The organism is Streptomyces gilvus (genome assembly GCF_022513565.1).
Classification (GTDB): Bacteria; Actinomycetota; Actinomycetes; order Streptomycetales; family Streptomycetaceae; genus Streptomyces; species Streptomyces gilvus.
The window spans coordinates 264,705-283,288 of record NZ_JAKWBE010000003.1 but is presented as its reverse complement, the minus strand read 5'-3'; the positions used below and the strand labels follow the sequence as shown (position 1 = coordinate 283,288).

General features: G+C 69.6%; 21 protein-coding genes and 1 tRNA gene. 15 read left to right on the top strand and 7 right to left on the bottom strand.

All coding sequences use genetic code 11. The features are described from left to right. Nucleotides 1–26: 26 nt before the first annotated feature. The 4 genes from MKW14_RS07785 to MKW14_RS07775 all read left to right on the top strand — a co-directional run bounded on the left by MKW14_RS07785 (nucleotide 27) and on the right by MKW14_RS07775 (nucleotide 1,987). The gene (locus MKW14_RS07785; protein WP_240860196.1) at nucleotides 27–449 is read left to right on the top strand and encodes a M67 family metallopeptidase; all 423 of its coding nucleotides are present in this window, start codon (nucleotides 27–29) and stop codon (nucleotides 447–449) included. A gap of 97 nt (nucleotides 450–546) precedes the next feature. Then, entirely contained in the window at nucleotides 547–642 is a 96-nt protein-coding gene (locus MKW14_RS41510; protein WP_374116544.1) for a putative leader peptide, read from the top strand. A 109-nt stretch (nucleotides 643–751) separates the two neighbouring features. Continuing rightward, nucleotides 752–1,030 carry a MoaD/ThiS family protein gene (locus MKW14_RS07780; protein ID WP_240860194.1) on the top strand — a complete coding sequence of 93 codons (279 nt, stop codon included), beginning with the start codon at nucleotides 752–754 and terminating at the stop codon, nucleotides 1,028–1,030. A gap of 6 nt (nucleotides 1,031–1,036) precedes the next feature. Beyond that, complete coding sequence (locus tag MKW14_RS07775; RefSeq protein WP_240860192.1) at nucleotides 1,037–1,987, top strand: PLP-dependent cysteine synthase family protein; 951 nt, start codon at nucleotides 1,037–1,039, stop codon at nucleotides 1,985–1,987. Between the two features lie 7 nt (nucleotides 1,988–1,994). On the opposite strand, the gene MKW14_RS07770 is transcribed toward MKW14_RS07775, so the two are convergent. Next, nucleotides 1,995–2,447 carry a type II toxin-antitoxin system PemK/MazF family toxin gene (locus tag MKW14_RS07770; RefSeq protein ID WP_240860190.1) on the bottom strand — a complete coding sequence of 151 codons (453 nt, stop codon included), beginning with the start codon at nucleotides 2,445–2,447 and terminating at the stop codon, nucleotides 1,995–1,997. A 212-nt stretch (nucleotides 2,448–2,659) separates the two neighbouring features. Between MKW14_RS07770 and MKW14_RS07765 the strand changes: the two genes are divergently transcribed. Beyond that, entirely contained in the window at nucleotides 2,660–3,412 is a 753-nt protein-coding gene (locus MKW14_RS07765; protein ID WP_240860188.1) for an MBL fold metallo-hydrolase, read from the top strand. 69 nt (nucleotides 3,413–3,481) lie between these two features. Here the strand turns inward: MKW14_RS07765 and MKW14_RS07760 are convergent, their stop codons facing one another. Next, on the bottom strand, nucleotides 3,482–4,735 hold the full coding sequence (locus MKW14_RS07760) for a PTS transporter subunit EIIC (RefSeq protein WP_240860186.1): 1,254 nt from the start codon (nucleotides 4,733–4,735) through the stop codon (nucleotides 3,482–3,484). A gap of 215 nt (nucleotides 4,736–4,950) precedes the next feature. Here MKW14_RS07760 and MKW14_RS07755 point away from each other — a divergent pair, with 215 nt between their 5' ends. From MKW14_RS07755 to rdgB, 4 genes are all read left to right on the top strand, one after another. Continuing rightward, nucleotides 4,951–5,184, top strand: a complete 234-nt coding sequence (locus MKW14_RS07755; RefSeq protein WP_109498534.1) for a PTS sugar transporter subunit IIB — start codon at nucleotides 4,951–4,953, stop codon at nucleotides 5,182–5,184. Between the two features lie 72 nt (nucleotides 5,185–5,256). After that, nucleotides 5,257–5,994: a ribonuclease PH gene (gene rph, locus MKW14_RS07750; RefSeq protein ID WP_240860184.1), complete on the top strand. Its 738-nt coding sequence runs from the start codon at nucleotides 5,257–5,259 to the stop codon at nucleotides 5,992–5,994. Between the two features lie 142 nt (nucleotides 5,995–6,136). After that, nucleotides 6,137–6,544: a hypothetical protein gene (locus MKW14_RS07745; RefSeq protein ID WP_240860183.1), complete on the top strand. Its 408-nt coding sequence runs from the start codon at nucleotides 6,137–6,139 to the stop codon at nucleotides 6,542–6,544. A 34-nt stretch (nucleotides 6,545–6,578) separates the two neighbouring features. Continuing rightward, complete coding sequence (gene rdgB / locus MKW14_RS07740) at nucleotides 6,579–7,181, top strand: RdgB/HAM1 family non-canonical purine NTP pyrophosphatase (RefSeq protein WP_240860181.1); 603 nt, start codon at nucleotides 6,579–6,581, stop codon at nucleotides 7,179–7,181. A 45-nt stretch (nucleotides 7,182–7,226) separates the two neighbouring features. On the opposite strand, the gene MKW14_RS07735 is transcribed toward rdgB, so the two are convergent. From MKW14_RS07735 to bcp, 3 genes are all read right to left on the bottom strand, one after another. Then, nucleotides 7,227–7,311, bottom strand: a tRNA-Leu gene (locus MKW14_RS07735). 54 nt (nucleotides 7,312–7,365) lie between these two features. Then, on the bottom strand, nucleotides 7,366–8,238 hold the full coding sequence (locus tag MKW14_RS07730) for an HNH endonuclease signature motif containing protein (protein ID WP_240860173.1): 873 nt from the start codon (nucleotides 8,236–8,238) through the stop codon (nucleotides 7,366–7,368). A 267-nt stretch (nucleotides 8,239–8,505) separates the two neighbouring features. Then, on the bottom strand, nucleotides 8,506–8,973 hold the full coding sequence (bcp, locus tag MKW14_RS07725) for a thioredoxin-dependent thiol peroxidase (protein ID WP_240860170.1): 468 nt from the start codon (nucleotides 8,971–8,973) through the stop codon (nucleotides 8,506–8,508). 105 nt (nucleotides 8,974–9,078) lie between these two features. Between bcp and MKW14_RS07720 the strand changes: the two genes are divergently transcribed. Next, nucleotides 9,079–9,408 (top strand): DUF3618 domain-containing protein, encoded by a 330-nt coding sequence (locus MKW14_RS07720; RefSeq protein WP_133046336.1) that lies wholly within the window; start codon nucleotides 9,079–9,081, stop codon nucleotides 9,406–9,408. 73 nt (nucleotides 9,409–9,481) lie between these two features. Beyond that, the gene (locus MKW14_RS07715; RefSeq protein ID WP_244373722.1) at nucleotides 9,482–9,784 is read left to right on the top strand and encodes a GroES family chaperonin; all 303 of its coding nucleotides are present in this window, start codon (nucleotides 9,482–9,484) and stop codon (nucleotides 9,782–9,784) included. 106 nt (nucleotides 9,785–9,890) lie between these two features. On the opposite strand, the gene MKW14_RS07710 is transcribed toward MKW14_RS07715, so the two are convergent. Next, nucleotides 9,891–12,473 carry a transglycosylase domain-containing protein gene (locus MKW14_RS07710; RefSeq protein ID WP_374116547.1) on the bottom strand — a complete coding sequence of 861 codons (2,583 nt, stop codon included), beginning with the start codon at nucleotides 12,471–12,473 and terminating at the stop codon, nucleotides 9,891–9,893. Between the two features lie 992 nt (nucleotides 12,474–13,465). Here MKW14_RS07710 and MKW14_RS07705 point away from each other — a divergent pair. The 4 genes from MKW14_RS07705 (at nucleotide 13,466) to MKW14_RS07690 (ending at nucleotide 17,149) form a co-directional block, all read left to right on the top strand. After that, nucleotides 13,466–14,266 carry an ABC transporter permease gene (locus MKW14_RS07705; protein ID WP_240860160.1) on the top strand — a complete coding sequence of 267 codons (801 nt, stop codon included), beginning with the start codon at nucleotides 13,466–13,468 and terminating at the stop codon, nucleotides 14,264–14,266. Between the two features lie 28 nt (nucleotides 14,267–14,294). Continuing rightward, entirely contained in the window at nucleotides 14,295–15,095 is an 801-nt protein-coding gene (locus MKW14_RS07700; protein WP_240860466.1) for an ABC transporter permease, read from the top strand. 130 nt (nucleotides 15,096–15,225) lie between these two features. Next, on the top strand, nucleotides 15,226–16,197 hold the full coding sequence (locus MKW14_RS07695) for an ABC transporter ATP-binding protein (RefSeq protein ID WP_240860464.1): 972 nt from the start codon (nucleotides 15,226–15,228) through the stop codon (nucleotides 16,195–16,197). A 118-nt stretch (nucleotides 16,198–16,315) separates the two neighbouring features. Next, nucleotides 16,316–17,149 carry a DUF1707 SHOCT-like domain-containing protein gene (locus MKW14_RS07690; RefSeq protein ID WP_240860152.1) on the top strand — a complete coding sequence of 278 codons (834 nt, stop codon included), beginning with the start codon at nucleotides 16,316–16,318 and terminating at the stop codon, nucleotides 17,147–17,149. Nucleotides 17,150–17,153: 4 nt separating this feature from the next. Here the strand turns inward: MKW14_RS07690 and MKW14_RS07685 are convergent, their stop codons facing one another. Further along, a complete protein-coding gene (locus MKW14_RS07685) occupies nucleotides 17,154–18,488 on the bottom strand; it encodes an SGNH/GDSL hydrolase family protein (RefSeq protein WP_240860150.1) in 1,335 nt (444 codons plus the stop codon). Nucleotides 18,489–18,584 lie beyond the last annotated feature (96 nt).

Sequence of the window (18,584 nt, the reverse complement as noted above, 5' to 3'; positions counted from 1 at the left end):
CGGCCCTCCTGCTTATCCTGGCGAGCATGCTGACCATCACCCAGGCCCTCGTCGACCAGATCGTCGCGCACGCGCGCAAGGACCACCCCGACGAGGCGTGCGGCGTCGTCGCGGGCCCGGCCGGATCCGACCGCCCCGAGCGCTTCATCCCGATGCTCAACGCGGCCATGTCGCCCACGTTCTACGAGTTCGACTCCGGCGACCTGCTCAAGCTCTACCGCGAGATGGACGACCGCGACGAGGAGCCGGTGGTGATCTACCACTCCCACACCGCCACCGAGGCCTACCCCTCCCGCACTGACATCTCCTACGCCAACGAACCCGGCGCCCACTACGTCCTGGTCTCCACGGCGGACACCGACGGCCTCGGCGACTTCCAGTTCCGCTCGTACCGCATCGTGGGAGGCGAGGTCACGGAGGAGGAGGTCACGGTCGTGGAGGCGTACTGATCTCGCAGTTCGGACTGATCTCGCAGTTCGGACAGAATTCATCCACCATGCGGAATCACACTCCGGACCGGCGACCGGGAATCGATACGATGAGCCCATGGTTCTGAACGACGTGAGCATCAAGGCGCCGAGCGTGCTGCTCGTGGCGCGGCTGCACGTCGACCTGTGCAGGCTGAACAGCGCCATCTGTTGACGCTGCCCTGCCGCCGTACGGCCGTGAGCCGCGGCACCCGGAGCACCACCCGCACTTCGCGCCGCCGCGCGCCCACCGATCCGACACCTTCCGACAGGAGCCCGCAACCATGGCCATCGAGGTCCGCATCCCCACCATCCTCCGCACCTACACCGACGGCCAGAAGGCGGTGGACGGCACCGGGGACACCCTCGCCGAACTCTTCGCCGACCTCGAGACCCGCCACACGGGCATCCAGGCCCGCATCGTGGACGGCGGTGAACTGCGCCGCTTCGTCAACGTCTACCTCAACGACGAGGACGTCCGCTTCCTCGACGGCATCAACACCAAGGTCGCCGACGGCGACAACGTGACGATCCTGCCGGCCGTGGCCGGCGGCATGGCCTGATCCTCGATGCGCTACGACTCCCCGTTGGCCGCGGTCGGCAACACCCCCCTGGTGCGCCTGCCGCGGCTGTCGCCGTCCGCCGACGTCCGCATCTGGGCCAAGCTGGAGGACCGCAACCCCACCGGCTCGGTCAAGGACCGTCCCGCCCTGCACATGGTCGAGCAGGCGGAGAAGGACGGCCGCCTCACACCGGGCTGCACGATCCTCGAGCCGACCAGCGGCAACACCGGCATCTCCCTCGCCATGGCCGCCAAGCTCAAGGGCTACCGCATGGTGTGCGTGATGCCCGAGAACACCTCCCAGGAGCGCCGGGACCTGCTCGGCATGTGGGGCGCCGAGATCATCTCCTCCCCGGCCGCGGGCGGCTCCAACACCGCCGTGCGCGTCGCCAAGGAGCTCTCCGCCGAGCATCCCGACTGGGTGATGCTGTACCAGTACGGCAACCCGGACAACGCCGGCGCCCACTACGCCACCACCGGCCCCGAGATCCTCGCCGACCTCCCCTCCATCACCCACTTCGTGGCCGGCCTCGGCACCACGGGCACCCTGATGGGCGTCGGCCGCTACCTGCGCGAGAACAAGCCGGACGTCCGGATCGTCGCCGCCGAACCGCGCTACGACGACCTGGTGTACGGCCTGCGCAACCTCGACGAGGGCTTCGTACCCGAGCTGTACGACGCCTCCGTGCTGACCACCCGCTTCTCCGTCGGCTCCGCCGACGCCGTCACCCGCACCCGTGAACTCCTGCAGCAGGAGGGCATCTTCGCGGGCGTCTCCACGGGCGCGGCGCTGCACGCGGCGATCGGCGTCGGCAAGAAGGCCCTCAAGGCCGGCGAGTCCGCCGACATCGTGTTCGTCGTGGCGGACGGCGGCTGGAAGTACCTCTCGACCGGCGTCTACACGGCGGCGACGACGGAGGAAGCGATCGAGACCCTGCACGGCCAGCTCTGGGCGTAGGGCCGCCTCAGGTAGCCAGGTGACGGACCTGGTCCCACAGGACCGGGTCCACCACACCCACCCGGCGCCGGAACTCCCACACCGGCACCTCGCGCAACTCGGCGGTCTCCAGGAAGCTGGCCCGCCCGCGCGCATCGCCGACGGCACCGGGCGGCAGCGGGATCACCCCGGCCCGCTCGTCGCGGTACCTGCTGGTGATCTTCGCGACGGTCGCCCGCTCCCCGTGCACCACCAGCACCAGACAGGGCCGGTCCTTGCGGCCCGGCCCGTCCTCGAACGGCACGTTGGCCCACCAGATCTCCGCGGGCCGCGGCCGTGATTCCCTCCGCCCGCCCGGCCGTCCCGGCGGCCGGGACCGCCGTCCCGAGGGCCGCCGACCCCGCCCCCATCCGTCGACGAGCGTGGCGACCAGCGCGAGCAGTACCACCGCGGCGAGCGCCAGCCACCATGACGTGTCCATACGAAGACGGTACCGGGGCGCGCGTTCCGCTGCGCGCCCTCTCTCGCGCCTCACCCGCCCCGCTTCCAGCCGAACCGGTGACACCACAGGTGAGTTCGCCCACAACAGCCCCTGGTGGAGGAGCGACAAGGGGTTTTGCGCCTTACGCTCGACGGACCGCACGACCCCCGTCTCCTTCCCAGAAAAGTCCCGCCAGCGGAGGTTTCTGTTTCATGAAGCTCACCGTCGTCGGCTGCTCGGGGTCGTTCCCGTCCGCGGAATCGGCCTGCTCGAGCTACCTCGTCGAGGCCGACGGCTTCCGGCTGCTTCTCGACATGGGCAACGGTGCCCTCGGCGAGCTGCAGCGCCACTGCGGTCTCTACGACCTCGACGCGATCTTCCTCAGCCATCTGCACGCCGACCACTGCATCGACATGTGCGCGTACTTCGTCGCGCGCTACTACCGCCACGACGGCGGCCGCTGCGACCCGATCCCGGTCTACGGCCCCGAGGGCACCGAACACCGCCTCACCACCGCCTACGCGGACACCCCCACCGCCTCCTCCATGAGCGAGGTCTTCGACTTCCACACGGTCAAGCCGTCCACGTTCGAGATCGGCCCGTTCACGGTGCACACGGAGCGCGTGGCCCATCCCGTGGAGGCGTACGGCATCCGCGTCGAGCACGGCGGGAGGGTCCTGACGTACTCCGGCGACACGGGCGTCACCCCCGCCCTGGACGAACTCGCCCGCGACGCCGACCTGTTCCTGTGCGAGGCCGCCTTCACGCACGGCAAGGAGAACATCCCCGACCTGCACCTCAACGGCCGCGAGGCGGGTGAGACGGCGGCCCGCGCGGGCGCCCGCCGCCTGGTCCTCACCCACATCCCCCCGTGGACCGACCCGCAGGTCAACCTGACCGACGCCCGCACGGTCTTCGACGGCCCGGTCGACCTGGCGGCCCCAAGCCTGTCGTACGAGATCTGACCCCCACGGCACGACGAAAGCCCCGGCACCTTCTCGGTACCGGGGCCTTTCCCTGCCTGGTGCGGGTTTTCACGCCGTGGTGAGCTCCTCGACCTCCTCCTCGGGCTCGCGGCCCGGGGTGGGGAGGTTCCACTTGGTGATGGCGAAGCGGAAGACGAAGTAGTAGATCGCGCCGAAGACGAGACCGATGGGGATGATCAGCCAGGGTTTGGTGGCGAGGTTCCAGTTGAGCGCGTAGTCGAGGAAGCCGGCCGAGAAGTTGAAGCCGGCGTGCACGCCCAGCCCCCAGGTGACGGCCATCGACACCGCGGTCAGCACGGCGTGGATCACGTACAGGAGCGGGGCGATGAACATGAACGAGAACTCGATGGGCTCGGTCACACCCGTCACGAACGAGGTGAGCGCGAGCGAGACCATCATGCCCATCACGGCCTTGCGGCGCTCGGGGCGAGCACAGTGCGCCATGGCGAGGGCGGCGGCAGGAAGGCCGAACATCATGATCGGGAAGAAGCCGGACATGAACATACCGGCTGTCGGGTCGCCGTGCAGGAAGCGGTTGTAGTCACCGTTGAAGACCTGCCCCGTCGCGTCTTTGAAGGAGCCGAGCTGGAACCACGCCACGGTGTTCACGAACTGGTGCATGCCGATGGGGATGAGCCCACGGTTGACCAGGCCGAAGAGGGCCGCGCCGAAGGAGCCGAGGCCGGTCATCCATTCGCCGAAGCTGGTGATGCCGTTGCCGATGGGCTCCCAGACCAGGCTGAAGAAGACACCGACGAGGGTGCCGACGAAGGCCATCAGGATCGGCACCAGGCGGCGGCCGTTGAAGAAGCCGAGCCAGTCCACCAGTTTGGTGCGGTGGAACTTCTGCCACATCACCGCCGACAGCAGACCCATGATGATGCCGCCCAGCACACCGGGGTTGTTGTACGTGGCCGCGACGATCTGGCCCTTCTCGATGTGCTCCTCGGTCAGCGGGAACGCTTCGATCACCTTGCTGTAGACAAGGAAGCCGACCAGGGCGGCGAGGGCGGTGGAGCCGTCGGACTTCTTGGCGAAGCCGATCGCCACGCCTATGCAGAACAGCATCGGCAGGCTGCCGGTGATGGCACCGCCTGCGGCGTTGAACACCGCGGCGACCTTGTCCCAGCCCAGGCCGTCCTTGCCGAAGATGTCGTCCTGTCCGAGCCGGACCATGATGCCCGCCGCCGGCAACACGGCGATCGGGAGCTGCAGGCTGCGACCAACCTTCTGCAGGCCCTGGAACAGGCCTGATCCCCGCTTCTTCGCGGGGGCCGCCGGGGGCGCGGTGGCGGTGCTCATAGACTTCCTCCATCGGGTGGTGGTCTACACCACTCAGTGGTGTAGACCTGTTGTAGCACGATGAAGGTGGCGTAAGGAACCCGCGATTCACGTGACGGTCGGGCTACTTTCTGCTACGCCTTCGCGGCGCAGGACGGCCAGTTGGCGACCGCCCGGCAGGTGGTGTAGACCAGTCCCGAGGATTGGGAAGCTGTGACGTGCGTGAGGAGACCGACATGGCCAGCAAGGCTGAGAAGATCGTCGCCGGACTCGGCGGCATCGACAACATCGAAGAGGTCGAGGGCTGCATCACCCGCCTGCGCACCGAGGTCAACGACGCCTCGCTGGTCGACGAGGCCGCCCTGAAGGCCGCCGGCGCCCACGGCGTCGTCAAGATGGGCACCGCGATCCAGGTCGTCATCGGCACCGACGCCGACCCGATCGCGGCGGAGATCGAAGACATGATGTGAACCCCACCCTTGTGAGGGGCTCCTTCCGACGCGGGAGGAGCCCCTTCCGCATGGGCGGCTAGGCTCAGCGGCATGTCTCGAATCGACGGCCGCACCCCTGAACAACTCCGCCCGATCACCATCGAACGCGGCTGGAGCAAGCACGCCGAGGGCTCCGTCCTCGTCTCCTTCGGCGACACCAAGGTGCTGTGCACCGCCTCCTTCACCGAGGGCGTCCCGCGCTGGCGCAAGGGCAGCGGCGAGGGCTGGGTCACTGCCGAGTACTCCATGCTGCCCCGCGCCACCAACACCCGCGGCGACCGCGAGTCCGTCCGCGGCAAGATCGGCGGCCGCACCCACGAGATCTCCCGCCTCATCGGCCGCTCCCTGCGCGCCGTCATCGACTACAAGGCACTCGGCGAGAACACCGTCGTCCTCGACTGCGACGTCCTCCAGGCCGACGGCGGCACCCGCACCGCCGCCATCACCGGCGCCTACGTCGCCCTCGCCGACGCCGTCGCCTGGGCGCAGGGCAGGAAGCTCGTCAAGCCCGGCCGCCAGCCCCTCACCGGAACCGTCTCCGCGGTCTCCGTCGGCATCGTCGGCGGCGTCCCGCTCCTCGACCTCCGCTACGAGGAGGACGTACGGGCCGACACCGACATGAACGTCGTCTGCACCGGCGACGGCCGCTTCGTCGAGGTCCAGGGCACCGCCGAGGCCGAGCCCTTCGCCCGCGAGGAGCTCAACACCCTCCTCGACCTGGCCGTCACCGGCTGCGCGGAACTCGCTGTCCTCCAGCACAAGGCGCTCGACAGCGTCCTCGAAAAGTAAAGGGCGCACCAAGAAGGGCGGGCGGCCGGGGCAACCCGCGCCGCCCGCCCCGGCGTCCCTACAAGTGCGGGCGCACGGCACACCACCGTGCGCCCGACCACGGGGGCCTCACCGGGGCCTGGGACAGGGAGGACACACCGTCATGGCCGCGAGCCGAGGCCGCCGCAGTCGCCGTACCGCCACCACCCTCGCCGCGCTGGCCGCCCTCGGCCTGACGACCGGCCTCGCCACCGGCTGCGACGCCGTCGACAAGGCCATCGACTGCGTCCAGACCGCCGACACCATCGCCGACAGCGTCACCGCGCTCCAGCAGGCCGTCGAGAACGCGGGCAGCGACCCCACCCAGCTCGACCAGTCCCTCGCCTCCATCGACAAGAACCTCGACAAGATCGGCGACAAGACCGACAACGTCGACGTCAACAAGGCGGTCGACGACCTCGGCAAGGCCGTGGACAACGTCCGTACGGCCGTGAAGAACGGCGACAACACACCCGACGTCACCCCCGTCACCGACGCGGCGGGCGAACTCACCAAGGTCTGTACGTCGTGACGGGCGCCGGCCGGGGACCGGGATACTGAACGGCATGACGCGCTTGATCCTCGCCACCCGCAACGCCGGAAAGATCACCGAACTCAGGGCGATCCTCGCCGACGCAGGCCTGCCCCACGAACTGGTCGGCGCGGACGCCTACCCCGACGTCCCCGACGTCAAGGAAACCGGCGTGACCTTCGCCGAGAACGCCCTCCTCAAGGCCCACGCCCTCGCCCGCGCCACCGGCCTGCCCGCCGTCGCCGACGACTCCGGCCTCTGCGTCGACGTCCTGGGCGGCGCCCCCGGCATCTTCTCGGCCCGCTGGTCCGGCCGGCACGGCGACGACAAGGCCAACCTGGACCTCCTCCTGGCCCAGCTCGCCGACATCGACGACACCCACCGCGCGGCCCACTTCGCCTGCGCGGCGGCCCTGGCCCTCCCCGACGGCACGGAACGCGTCGTCGAAGGCCACCTCCGCGGCTCCCTCCGCCACACCCCGACCGGCACGAACGGCTTCGGCTACGACCCCATCCTCCAGCCGGAGGGCGACTCGCGAACCTGTGCCCAACTGACCCCGGAAGAAAAGAACGCGATCAGCCACAGGGGCAAGGCGTTCCGGGCGCTGGTGCCGGTGGTGCGGGAACTGCTGGGCTGAGGCACAGGAGAGGGGCCGTCCGGCTGGACGGCCCCTGTGTGCGAGTGCGGCCGGTGGGACTCGAACCCACACGGGTGTGAACCCACTGGGACCTAAACCCAGCATGACTGCCAAATTCCATCACGGCCGCTCAAAAACGGTCATCGTACTCGACCGGCAGCGTTCAGTGTACGGGTAGAGGGCGTTACGCGACGAGGGGATCCCTCGCCTTCTGACGGCACCACGTCTCCGTCAACGCGTGACAGTTGGGGCAGAGGTATCGCAGATTCTCCCGACGGTTGTCGCGCCAGTCGCCGTTGATGTGGTCGATCTGCAAAGTGATGGGCCGACCCAGCCACTCGCCCGTGTTGCCGCAGGTCTCGCATGTGTACGGCACGCCGATCTCGGCCAGAGCCCGATGGAGCTGAGATCTGTTCGTCCGTCCGGCGTCCGAGGGCAGCACGATCAGTACCCGGTGTGAGATGGGCTCGGGGGCCGGGCGCTCCGGCTGTGCCCACGTCTTGCGCTTGAAGTGGCTGGTGTCCAGGCCGAGTCGAGATACCACCCGTCGAACGCGCCGGTGATTGGTGTTGTTCACAGTCAAGCCGAGGTCGCGCATTACGTCGGCGTAGCTCGTGGCGTACTCGACGACTTCGCGGAGCCTGTTCTCGGGAATCGGTACGCGTCGGTGCGAGAAGTGTCCGGTGTCGATGCCTCGGTCTCGCAGCATGCGGCTCAGGGTCGCCCGCGAGCGGCTGTCGTCCGGTACGCCCAGGGTGCGTGCCACCCCCCGCACGCTGGTCGCTGCTGCTGCGGCTGCCTTGAGTTCTTCAATGGTGAAGGGAAGGTCCAGTTCGGGCCGGTTGATGCCAGGGAAGTGACTGATGTCGATGCCTGCCGCGTGAATGCGGCGACGAATGTGCGACAGGGTGCCGGTCGCCGGGATGGCACCCAGCTTCAGGGCTACTTCGCGCAGCGAGGAGGACGAGGCGGCGGCTTCTGTGATGGCGGAGTCCGGGTACTTGCGCCATGGACTGCGCTTCACGAAGTGGCTCGTGTCGAGCCCGTGCTTCGCCACGTTCTCCTGCAGTACTCGTCGTTGCCCTCCACTTGTACGGAGGCCAAGCCGTCGCATCAGGTCGGCCCAGTTGCGGGACTCGGAGACAGCCTGTGTGAGCCGCTCCTTGGTGTACGAACTGGCCCCCATGAGTCCCCTCCGTCCCGGCCGCGCGTTCGCGGCTCGTACGGAGTAACGAACAGCTCATCGGACAGTCACGCCCGAAACGTGAAGCGGCCCGCACCAGGGCATCCCGGTGCGGGCCGCTAAAGCAGCAGAGACGGACCTTCAGATGCCCAGGTCCTTGATGATCTTGGCTACGTGGCCTGTGGCTCGGACGTTGTAGAGGGCCCGTTCGACCTTGCCCTCCTCGTCGACGACGATCGTGGAGCGGATGACGCCCATGTAGGTCTTGCCGTAGTTCTTCTTCTCGCCGTAGGCGCCGTAGGACTCGGTGACCTTCTTGTCCGGGTCGGCCGCCAGCGTGACCTTCAGGGACTCCTTCTCGCGGAACTTCGCCAGCTTCTCCGGGGCGTCCGGGGAGATGCCGATGACGTCGTAGCCGGCGCCGGCCAGGACGTCGAGGTTGTCCGTGAAGTCGCAGGCCTGCTTGGTGCAGCCCGGGGTGAGGGCCGCCGGGTAGAAGTAGACGATGACCTTGCGGCCCTTGTGGGCCGACAGGGAGACGTCGTTGCCGTCGGCGTCGGGGAGGGTGAAGTCGGGGGCCACGTCCCCGGGCTGGAGTCGCTCGCTCATCGGAACAGCGTAACCGGGGGTCCTGACAGTGCGGCGGCGCGCGGAGCTGACAGACTGTCCAGAACAAGCGACAACAAGGCATCGGCTGACTTCGGAGGCCCCACGGTGGCGGACACGTCGGACACCAGAACCCCGGCGCAGATCGAGGCGGACATCAAAGCCCGCCGCGTAGTGCTGGCCGAGACCCTCGACGAGATCGGGGTGCGTGTGCACCCGAAGACCATCGTCGGTGACGCCAAGGCCAAGGTCGTGTCCAACATCGATCACACGCTGGGCCGGGCGTACGTCGGCGTCAACAAGGCCGTCACCGACGTCAGGGCCCGGTTCGTGGACGAGGAGGGCGCGCCCCGGCTGGAGCGGATCGTGCCGGTCGCCCTGGTCGCCGTGGGCCTGGTGGGGCTGCTCGCTCTCGGCACCCGACGGCGCAAGAGCTGACGGAGAGCTGTAGGTTCGGGACGTGAGCGCCAACAGAAACCAGCAGAGCACCCACGACAAGCTGCCCATCCGGATGCTGCACGACCGGGTGCTGGTCAAGCAGGAGACCGGTGAGGGTGAGCGGCGGTCCGGCGGGGGCATCCTGATCCCCGCCACCGCGGCGGTGGGGCGGCGGCTGGCGTGGGCCGAGGTCGTCGCCGTCGGCCAGAACGTCCGCACGGTGGAGCCGGGCGACCGCGTCCTGTACGACCCCGAGGACCGCGCCGAGGTCGAGGTACGGGGTGTGGCGTACGTGCTCATGCGCGAACGCGACCTGCACGCCGTGGCCGCGGACCGCTTCGAGGGCTCCGAGGACACGACGGGCCTCTATCTCTGATCAGCGGTCAGCGGTCAGCGGTTCGAGTACGGGTTTCAAGGACGACAAAAAGGGCTGGTGACCACTGTCACCAGCCCTTTTTGTCGTTCCTTTGGTCAGTGAGGCGTCACGACTGTCTGCGGCTGGTCGACTGGAAGCCCGCCGCCGTGCCGGTGGTCGTGCCTCCGGTGTCCGCTCCGTTCGTGCCGCCGTTGGTGCTCCCGTTCGTGCCGGCGGTGTCGCCTCCCGTGGTGCCGGTCGTCGTACCGCCGTTCGTCGTGCCCGTCGTGGTGCCGCCGTTGGTCGTGCCCGTCGTCGTGCCGCCGCCCGTCGTGTCGCCGGTGGTGCCGCCGGTGGTCGTCGTGCCGCCCGTCGTGGGCGTCCCGCCGGTCGTCGTCGTGCCGCCGTTGGTCTGCCCCTGGGTCGGGCCCTGGTCGGTCTGGCCGCCCGTGGTGGTCGTACCGCCGTTGCCCTGGCCGCCGGTGCCGGGGGCCGTCGACTGGGGCGGGGCCTGGGTCTCGTCGGCGCCCGCCATCAGCTGCAGGTCGAAGTCGCTCGCCGACTGCCCCTTCAGCGCCGCCTTGGTGTACTGCGCCCAGATCTGCGCCGGCGGGCCACCGCCGTTGACGCGCTGCAGCCCCATCGCGCCGTACAGCGACTTGTGCTGGGCGGTCACCGGATCCTGGCCCATCACGGAGACGACCGTCGCCAGGTCGGGGGTGTAGCCGGCGAACCAGGCCGCCTTGTCGTCCTCCGCGGTACCGGTCTTGCCCGCGGCGGGGCGGCCGGCGTCCTGCGCGGCGGTGGCGGTGCCGTTCTCGACCACGCTCTGCAGGATCGAGGTCGTCGTGTCGGCGGCCTCCCGGCTGACGGCCTGGGTGGTGGTGTCCTTCGGCAGCTCCACCTTCTCGCCGTTCCTGGTGATCGACGCGATGATCGTGTACGTGTGCCGCTCGCCGTGGTTCGCGAGCGTCGCGTAGGCCTCCGCCATCTCGAGGACGCTGGCGGTGTTCACGCCGAGCGCGATGGACGGGGTCGCGGTCAGGTCGGGCGTGTCGGCGGGGATGCCCAGGTCGACCGCCGTCTGCTTCACCTTCGTCGGGCCGACGTCCACGGCCATCTGCGCGTACACCGCGTTGACGGACTTGTCGGTGGCGGTGCGCACGGTGATGTTGCCGTAGGAGACGTCGTCCTCGTTCGCGGGGGCGTAGCTTCCGCCGGCCCAGCCCTGTACGGGGCGCTTGTTGGTGCCGTCGTAGTAGGTGTTGGGCGTGATCATCTCGCCGCCCTGCGTCTGGGAGTGGTTCTGGACGGCCGAGGTGAACACGAAGGGCTTGAAGGTGGAGCCGACCTGGAAGTCGCCGCGGGTCGCGCCGTTCGTGTACTGCTTGACGTAGTCGATGCCGCCGTACATCGCGACGACCTTGCCGGTCTTCGGGTCGACGGAGGCGCCGCCGGCCCGGACGTAGTTGTCGACCTTGCGGTTCTTCTTGTCGAGGTGGTCGATCACCTGGTTGTTGACGGCCTTGACGAAGGCGTTCTGCTTGTTCTTGTCCAGGGTGGTGGTGATGCGGTAGCCGCCGGCCGCGAGCCGGTCGGAGCTGACGATCTTGTTCTCGGCGAGGTAGCTCTCCACGGCCTTGACGATGTAGCCGCGCTGGCCGGACATGCCGGTGGAGAGGGTCTGCTCCTTCGGCATCGGGAACTTGAGGGTCGCCCGCTTCGACTCGGTCAGCCAGCCCTTCTTGACCATGCCGTCCAGGACGTAGTTCCAGCGGGCCACGGCCGACGCCTTGTTCTCCGGGTGTGCCACGACGTCGTACTCGCTGGGCGCGTTGACGAGCGCGGCGAGGTAGGCGGCGCGGGCCGGGTCGAGGTCGGTGGAGTCCAGGCCGTAGTAGGCCTGGGCGGCGGCCTGGATGCCGTAGGCGTTGCGGCCGAAGTAGCTGGTGTTGAGGTAGCCCTCGAGGATCTCGTCCTTGGACTTCTCGCGGTCCAGCTTGATGGAGATGAAGAACTCCTTCACCTTGCGGGTGACGGTCTGCTCCTGCGCCAGGTAGTAGTTCTTCACGTACTGCTGGGTGATCGTCGAACCCGACTGCTTGCCCTTGCCGGTCGCGGTGTTCCAGCCGGCGCGCAGCATCGCCTTGGGGTCGACGGCGGACTCGGTGTAGAAGTCGCGGTCCTCGGCGGCCAGGACGGCGTGCTGGGCGTCCTTGGAGACCTGGGCGAGGGTCACGCTCTCCCGGTTGACCTCGCCGTCGCGGGCGATCTGGGAGCCGTCGGCGTAGAGGTAGACGTTGGCCTGCTTCATCGCGAGGGCGTTGGCGGGCGGGATCTTCACGAGCGAGTACCCGAGGAAGAACAGGCCGACCAGCAGCAGCACGCCGACGACGAAGGTGCCGAGCACCATCCGCCACGTCGGAATGATCCGCCGCCACCCGGTCCGCTTGGGCCGCTTCCCCTTCTTCCCGCCAGGGGCCGCGACACCGCCGCCCGCGGCCCCGGCAGCAGCGGTACCCGCTGCCCCGGCACCACCACCGGCCCCGCCGGCACCACCGCCCGCGGCCCCCGCCACGGCAGCCGCACCGCCCGCGGCAGCAGCAGCCGCGGCGGCCGCAGCGGCGGCGGACGCGGCGCCCTGCGGGGACCCGGTGAGCCGCGCGCCAGGAGTCGCCGTCCTCTTCGACGGGGGCGTCACGGGAGCCAGACGCTGGGTGGGGGAATCGGTGAGGGGGGTGCGGGGGGACGCGCCGGACGCCGGGGACTTGGCCGGGGTGCCGGGCGCCGGGGTGGAGGCCGGGGTGCCGGACGCCTGAGGTGGGGTGGGTGCGCCGGGAGTACGGGACCCCGCGCCTGAGGCTGCCCCGGGCCGGCCTGCCCCCCCGGGGCGATCAGCGTCTTCGGCGCGCACGGGTGCCAGACGCTGGGTGGGGGAGTCGGTCAACTTGGGGCGAGCGGACGCGTCCGGCGTCTCCGGCCGCTGCAAAGACTCCGTGGGGGCCTCGACGGCGTCCACCCCGGACGAGGACGACCTGCCGGACACCTCGGACCGGCCGGACACACCGGCCTCACCGGAACCCCGTTCCCGTGTGGCCGCACCGGCCTGCCGGTCTGCTCCGGTCTGCTCGCTTGCCTTGGCCCGCTCGCCCGCGCCGGCCCGCTCAGCCGCACCGGCCTGCCGGTCTGCTCCGACCCGCTCGCCCGCGCCGGCCCGCTCAGCCGCGTCGGCCCGCTCAGCTTTGTCTCCCTCCCGATCCGCCGTCGCGGCAGCTCCGGAACGCTCACCGGCTCCGGTGGCAGGGGAACCCTCAGCCGCAGAACCCTCAGTCACCCCACCAGCCGCAACATCATCAACTGCGCCTGGTGTCACCGCACCACCCGGCCCATCCGAAGGCCCGGGAGTGTCGGTCGACCTTGCCGCCCCCGGCTGTTCGGTGCCCTGCGGCGGGTCACTCGGTGCCGAGGCCTGGTTCGGCTGCTGCGGCTCGTCGCTCATGTGTTGCTCGGACTCCTGTTTCGCGTCGTACGTTCCCGTACGTCCTCTTACGCCTTCTGCGCCCCCTGTTGAAGACTCTCGCACCAAGCGTTCCGTTCCCGGACCACGGCACGCTTCCGGCCCGGAAAATGCGTGGCGTGCGTCACTGCCAGGGCAGTAGGCTCCTGCGCTTCGGTGCCGGGCGGGCTGAGGAGGGCTGTGGCGTGGGCTCGGGACGGTTGTACGTCGCCGTCGCTGCGGGCGGATTCAGAAGGTACGCGACGTATCGGGCGGCCACTGCGGCGGGGGTGTTCACCAACACCGTCTTCGGCCTGATCCTGGTGTACACGTACCTCGCCCTGTGGGACGAGAAGCCACACCTTGGAGGGTATGACCAGGCGCAGGCCGTCACCTATGTGTGGTTGGGACAGGCGATCTTCGCCGCGCTCGCGATCGGCGGCAGCGGTGTCGAGTCCGAGCTGATGGAGCGCATCCGCACGGGCGACATCGCGATCGACCTCTACCGGCCCGCAGACCTCCAACTGTGGTGGATGGCCGCCGACTTGGGTCGCACGCTGTTCCAGCTGCTGGGCCGGGGAGTGATCCCGTTCGCGTTCGGCGCGCTGCTCTTCAAGGTGGCGCTGCCTCACGACCCGGCGACCTGGGCGGCGTTCATCGTCTCCCTTCTGCTGGCGACCGTGGTCAGTTTCGGTATCCGCTATCTCGTCGCGCTGCTCACGTTCTGGTTCATGGACGGCACCGGCATGACCCACATGACCATGCTCGCGGGGTTCTTCTGCTCCGGCATGATGCTGCCGCTCAACGTGTTTCCGGGGACGCTCGGCGACGTCGTACGGGATCTGCCGTGGTCGTCGCTGCTGCAGAAACCGGCCGACCTGCTGCTGGGAGCGGCCGACCCGTGGGGCACCTTCGCCTTCCAGGGGGCGTGGGCGGTGGCGCTGCTGGCGGCGGGGCGGCTGGTGCAGTCGGTGGCGACACGGAGGGTGGTCGTTCAGGGTGGCTGAGGCGGGAGCGGCGACAAGTGGCCGCCTGATGGAGGGGCTGCGGGCCTACCGGCTGATCGGCGCGATGTGGATCCGCTCCACGATGGCCTACCGCGCGTCCTTCGCGATGACGACGTTCGCCAACTTCGCGGTGACCGCGCTCGACTTCGTCGCGATCCTGCTGATGTTCTCGCGGATCGACGCGCTCGGCGGCTGGCCGCTGCCCGAAGTGGCCTTCCTCTACGGCCTGTCGAGCGTCGCGTTCGGGCTCGCGGACCTGGCGATCGGCTCGATGGAGCGGCTCGGACAGCGGGTGCGCGACGGCACCCTGGACACGCTGCTGGTCCGTCCGGCGCCGGTACTTGCCCAGGTCGCCGCCGACCGCTTCGCGCTGCGCCGGCTCGGGCGGATCACGCAGGGCTCGCTGGTCCTCGGGTACGCGCTGACGGCCGTCGACATCCACTGGACGCCGCTGAGGCTGCTGCTGATGCCGGTGGCCGTGCTGAGCGGCGCGGCGATCTTCTGCGCGGTGTTCGTGGCGGGCGCGGCCTTCCAGTTCGTGGCGCAGGACGCCTCCGAGGTGCAGAACGCGTTCACCTACGGCGGCGCGACGTTGCTGCAGTACCCGCCGACGGTGTTCGGGCGGGAGCTGGTGCGCGGGGTGACCTTCCTGCTGCCGCTGGCCTTCGTCACCTGGATCCCGGCCGCCTATGTGCTGGGGCGGCCGATCCCGCTGGGTCTGCCGAGCTGGGTGGCGTTCGCGCCGCCGCTGGTGGCGGGGGCGTGCTGCGCGCTCGCGGGGCTGGCGTGGCGGGCGGGGCTCAGGTCGTATCGGAGTACGGGAAGTTGACGACTGGTACTGGTAAGGACTGTTGAGGACTGTGGACGATCACGTCACCGAGCAGGTCACAGAGGACGTCACCGAGGACGTCACCGAGGAAGTTACCGGTAACCGCACCGATCATCACACCGATCACTTCATCGAACTCGACCGCGTCGAGAAGGTCTTCGACGTGCGCAAGAAGACCGGTTTCATGAAACGGGAGCGGCGCGAGGTCCGTGCCGTCGACTCGATCTCCTTCACCGTGGCGCGCGGTGAGATGGTCGGCTACATCGGGCCGAACGGCGCCGGGAAGTCCACGACGATCAAGATGCTGACCGGCATCCTCACCCCGAGCGGCGGCCGGCTGCGGGTCGCAGGCATCGACCCCTCCCGTGAGCGCACCCGCCTCGCCCACCGCATCGGCGTGGTGTTCGGGCAGCGTACGACGCTGTGGTGGGACCTGCCGCTGATCGACTCGTACCGGCTGATGCACCGCATGTACCGCATCCCCGAAGCCCGTTACCGCGAGAACCTCGACCGCTGCGTCGAACTCCTCGAACTCGGCGACCTGTTGGACGTGCCGGTACGGCAGCTGTCACTGGGCCAGCGGATGCGCGGCGACATCGCGGCGGCCCTGCTGCACGACCCCGAGGTGCTCTACCTCGACGAGCCGACCATCGGACTCGACGTCATCTCCAAGGCCAAGGTGCGTGGATTCCTGCGGGAGTTGAACGCCGAGCGCGGCACGACCGTCCTGCTGACCACCCACGACCTGCAGGACATCGAGCAGTTGTGCTCGCGCGTGATGGTCATCGACCACGGACGGCTGATGTACGACGGCCCGCTCACCGGGCTGCACGAGGTCGGCGAGAGCGAACGGACCCTGGTGGTCGACCTGGAACGGGAGCTGCCGCCGATCGAGATGGCGCCCGCGCGGGTGGTACGGGTGGAGGGCCCTCGGCAGTGGCTGGCGTTCCCGGCGGCCGAGTCGGCGGCGGCGCTGGTGGCGCGGGTCGCGGCGGAGTATCCGCTGGTGGACCTGTCGGTGCGGGAGCCGGACATCGAGGCGGTGATCGCCAGGATGTACGCGGGCGAGGCGTCCGGCGCGGCCGGGCAAGCGGTCTCGTAGCCTCCCGCGGGGGCAAGCGGTCTCGTAACCTTCCCCCCCGGGGAAGCGGTCTCGTAACCTTCCGCCCCGGTGAAGCAGTCTCATAGCCTCCCGTCGGGGGAACTCGTAGGCTGCTGCCATGACCGAAGACGCCCCAGTCCCGGAACTTCGCGCATCCGACGCCGACCGTGAACGAGTCGCCGAGGTCCTGCGGGATGCCCTCGCCGAGGGCCGTCTCGACATGGAGGAGTTCGAGGAGCGGCTGGAGGCCACGTACAAGGCGCGGACGTACGGCGAACTGACGCCGATCACCCGTGACCTGCCGGTCGCCGGAGTCACCCCGCCCCCCGTGTCGCTGACCAAGGAGCCCGAGTCGAGCGGGAGTTGGGCGGGCCGGATCGTCGGCGGCGAGGGGTCCTCGTCGTGGGCCGTCGCCGTGATGTCCGGGTTCGAGCGCCGGGGTCGCTGGACCGTGCCCCGGCGGTTCAACTGCTTCACCCTCATGGGCGGCGGCGAACTCGACCTGCGCGAGGCGAACTTCGCGGACCGCGAGGTCGAGATCAACTGCGTCGCGATCATGGGCGGGGTGAACGTCATCGTGCCGCCCGGCGTCGAGGTCGTCGTGCGCGGCATCGGGATCATGGGCGGGTTCGACCACCGCGAGGAGGGCGTACCGGCCGAGCCCGGCGCCCCGCGCGTGATCATCACCGGGTTCGCCTTCTGGGGCGGCGTCGGCGTCGAGCGCAAACTGACCCGCGAGGAACGCCGCCGCCTCAAGGAGGAGCGCCGCCGGCAGAAGCTGGAGCACAAGGAGGGGCGGGCCCTGGACGACGGGTACGGCGACCATCTGCGGATGCTGGAGGAGCACCGCGAGTGGCGCCGCGACCTGCGCGAGGAGCGCCGGGAACGGCATGAGGAGCGCCGCGAACGGCACCGGGAGCGGCGGGACCGGCGCCGTCACGACGACTGGTGAGCGGTCAGAGCCGTGCCGACGGGGAGCCCTTCAGGGACGTGAGGTCGATCGCGTCCGCCATCCGCTCGTAGCCCCGGTCGCTGGGGTGCAGATGGTCGCCGGAGTCGTAGTCGGAGCTGAGCCTGCGCGGGTTGTACGGGTCCCGCAGGACCTTGTCGAAGTCGACCACGGTGTCGTACACCCGCCCCGAGCGGATCTCGGCGTTGATCTCCTCCCGCACCTCCTCACGGGCCGCGCTGTAGCCGCGGTGGCCCTGGAAGGGCATCAGCGTCGCGCCGACGACCCTGATGCCGTGGGCGTGTGCCTGGCCGACCAACGTGCGCAGACCGGCGACGACCTTGTCCGGGTCGGCGAGGCGGCGGTTGCGCAGGATGTCGTTGACGCCCAGGTCGATCACGACGACCCTGACGTTCGTACGGGAGAGCACGTCCCGGGAGAACCGGCCGAAGCCGCTCTGGTTGTCGGCGGGACGGCCGAGCCCGCTCGCGAGGACCTGGTTGCCGCTGATGCCCTCGTTGACCACGCTGTAGCGCGGCACGTCATGGCCGGACCGCAGCGCCGTGCGCAGCCGCTGCGACAGGACGTCCGGCCAGCGGTGGTTGGCGCCCAGCGTGGAGGTGATCCCGTCGGTGAGCGAGTCACCGAACGCGACCAGTGTGCCGTGCGCGTCGTTGCTGAGCACGTCCAGCGCGGTGAGGTAGCGCCAGTACGGCGTCTGCACGGTGTAGGGGGCGCCGGACGTGTCCTCGGTGAGGTCGCCGTCCGCCACGTACGAGATCTGGCGGGCGCGCGGATGGTAGGTGACCGGGCCCGACGCGGTGGGCGAGTACGTGGTGACCAGGACGTCGCCGCCCTGCGGGACGAGGATCCGCACCACGTCGCTGAGCACCTGGCGACCGGCCGGGACGACGACCGTCGTGCTGCCGCCGAACGTCAGCCGTCGCATGCTCTCGCCGTTCGCCGCCGCGCTGTCGGAGGTGACGGCCACGGCGATCGACGCGTGCGTGATGGTCAGCGCCGACCGGCCGTAGAGGTTGGACAGCGTGATGCGGGCACTCGTACCGCCGACGCTCGTGTGGACGACGTTGCGGACCGAACGGCCCGCCAGCCCCTCGGTCTCCGTGCCGGGCTCGGCGCCCGCCGGCGAGGCGGACCAGGCGCCGACCCAGACGCCGGTGGAGGCGGGGGCGGCGGGGTTGTGCGGGGCGCCGTTCTTGCCGAGAGCGGCGGTGCCGATGCTTCCGTCGTCGGCGCCGGCACCGACGTATATGGCGGCCGAAAGGCCCACGATCAGGGCGACGATCGCGGAAAGCAGGGCATAACCATGACGCTTGGTCATGCGGTGCGTGTCTCCTCGGACAAATGGGAGCCCGAGGCTCCGAAGTGATCATCCCAATGATGGCAGACGCCGGGAACTCTCCGTCCGTTCCGGGAG

Bases quoted from the DNA above. Each gene is read 5' to 3' on its own strand.
- MKW14_RS07785 (WP_240860196.1), top strand. From the start codon at position 27: ATGCTGACCATCACCCAGGCCCTCGTCGACCAGATCGTCGCGCACGCG.
- MKW14_RS41510 (WP_374116544.1), top strand. From the start codon at position 547: ATGGTTCTGAACGACGTGAGCATCAAGGCGCCGAGCGTGCTGCTCGTG.
- MKW14_RS07780 (WP_240860194.1), top strand. From the start codon at position 752: ATGGCCATCGAGGTCCGCATCCCCACCATCCTCCGCACCTACACCGAC.
- MKW14_RS07775 (WP_240860192.1), top strand. From the start codon at position 1,037: ATGCGCTACGACTCCCCGTTGGCCGCGGTCGGCAACACCCCCCTGGTG.
- MKW14_RS07770 (WP_240860190.1), bottom strand. From the start codon at position 2,447: ATGGACACGTCATGGTGGCTGGCGCTCGCCGCGGTGGTACTGCTCGCG.
- MKW14_RS07765 (WP_240860188.1), top strand. From the start codon at position 2,660: ATGAAGCTCACCGTCGTCGGCTGCTCGGGGTCGTTCCCGTCCGCGGAA.
- MKW14_RS07760 (WP_240860186.1), bottom strand. From the start codon at position 4,735: ATGAGCACCGCCACCGCGCCCCCGGCGGCCCCCGCGAAGAAGCGGGGA.
- MKW14_RS07755 (WP_109498534.1), top strand. From the start codon at position 4,951: ATGGCCAGCAAGGCTGAGAAGATCGTCGCCGGACTCGGCGGCATCGAC.
- rph (WP_240860184.1), top strand. From the start codon at position 5,257: ATGTCTCGAATCGACGGCCGCACCCCTGAACAACTCCGCCCGATCACC.
- MKW14_RS07745 (WP_240860183.1), top strand. From the start codon at position 6,137: ATGGCCGCGAGCCGAGGCCGCCGCAGTCGCCGTACCGCCACCACCCTC.
- rdgB (WP_240860181.1), top strand. From the start codon at position 6,579: ATGACGCGCTTGATCCTCGCCACCCGCAACGCCGGAAAGATCACCGAA.
- bcp (WP_240860170.1), bottom strand. From the start codon at position 8,973: ATGAGCGAGCGACTCCAGCCCGGGGACGTGGCCCCCGACTTCACCCTC.
- MKW14_RS07715 (WP_244373722.1), top strand. From the start codon at position 9,482: ATGCTGCACGACCGGGTGCTGGTCAAGCAGGAGACCGGTGAGGGTGAG.
- MKW14_RS07700 (WP_240860466.1), top strand. From the start codon at position 14,295: ATGGAGGGGCTGCGGGCCTACCGGCTGATCGGCGCGATGTGGATCCGC.
- MKW14_RS07690 (WP_240860152.1), top strand. From the start codon at position 16,316: ATGACCGAAGACGCCCCAGTCCCGGAACTTCGCGCATCCGACGCCGAC.
- MKW14_RS07685 (WP_240860150.1), bottom strand. From the start codon at position 18,488: ATGACCAAGCGTCATGGTTATGCCCTGCTTTCCGCGATCGTCGCCCTG.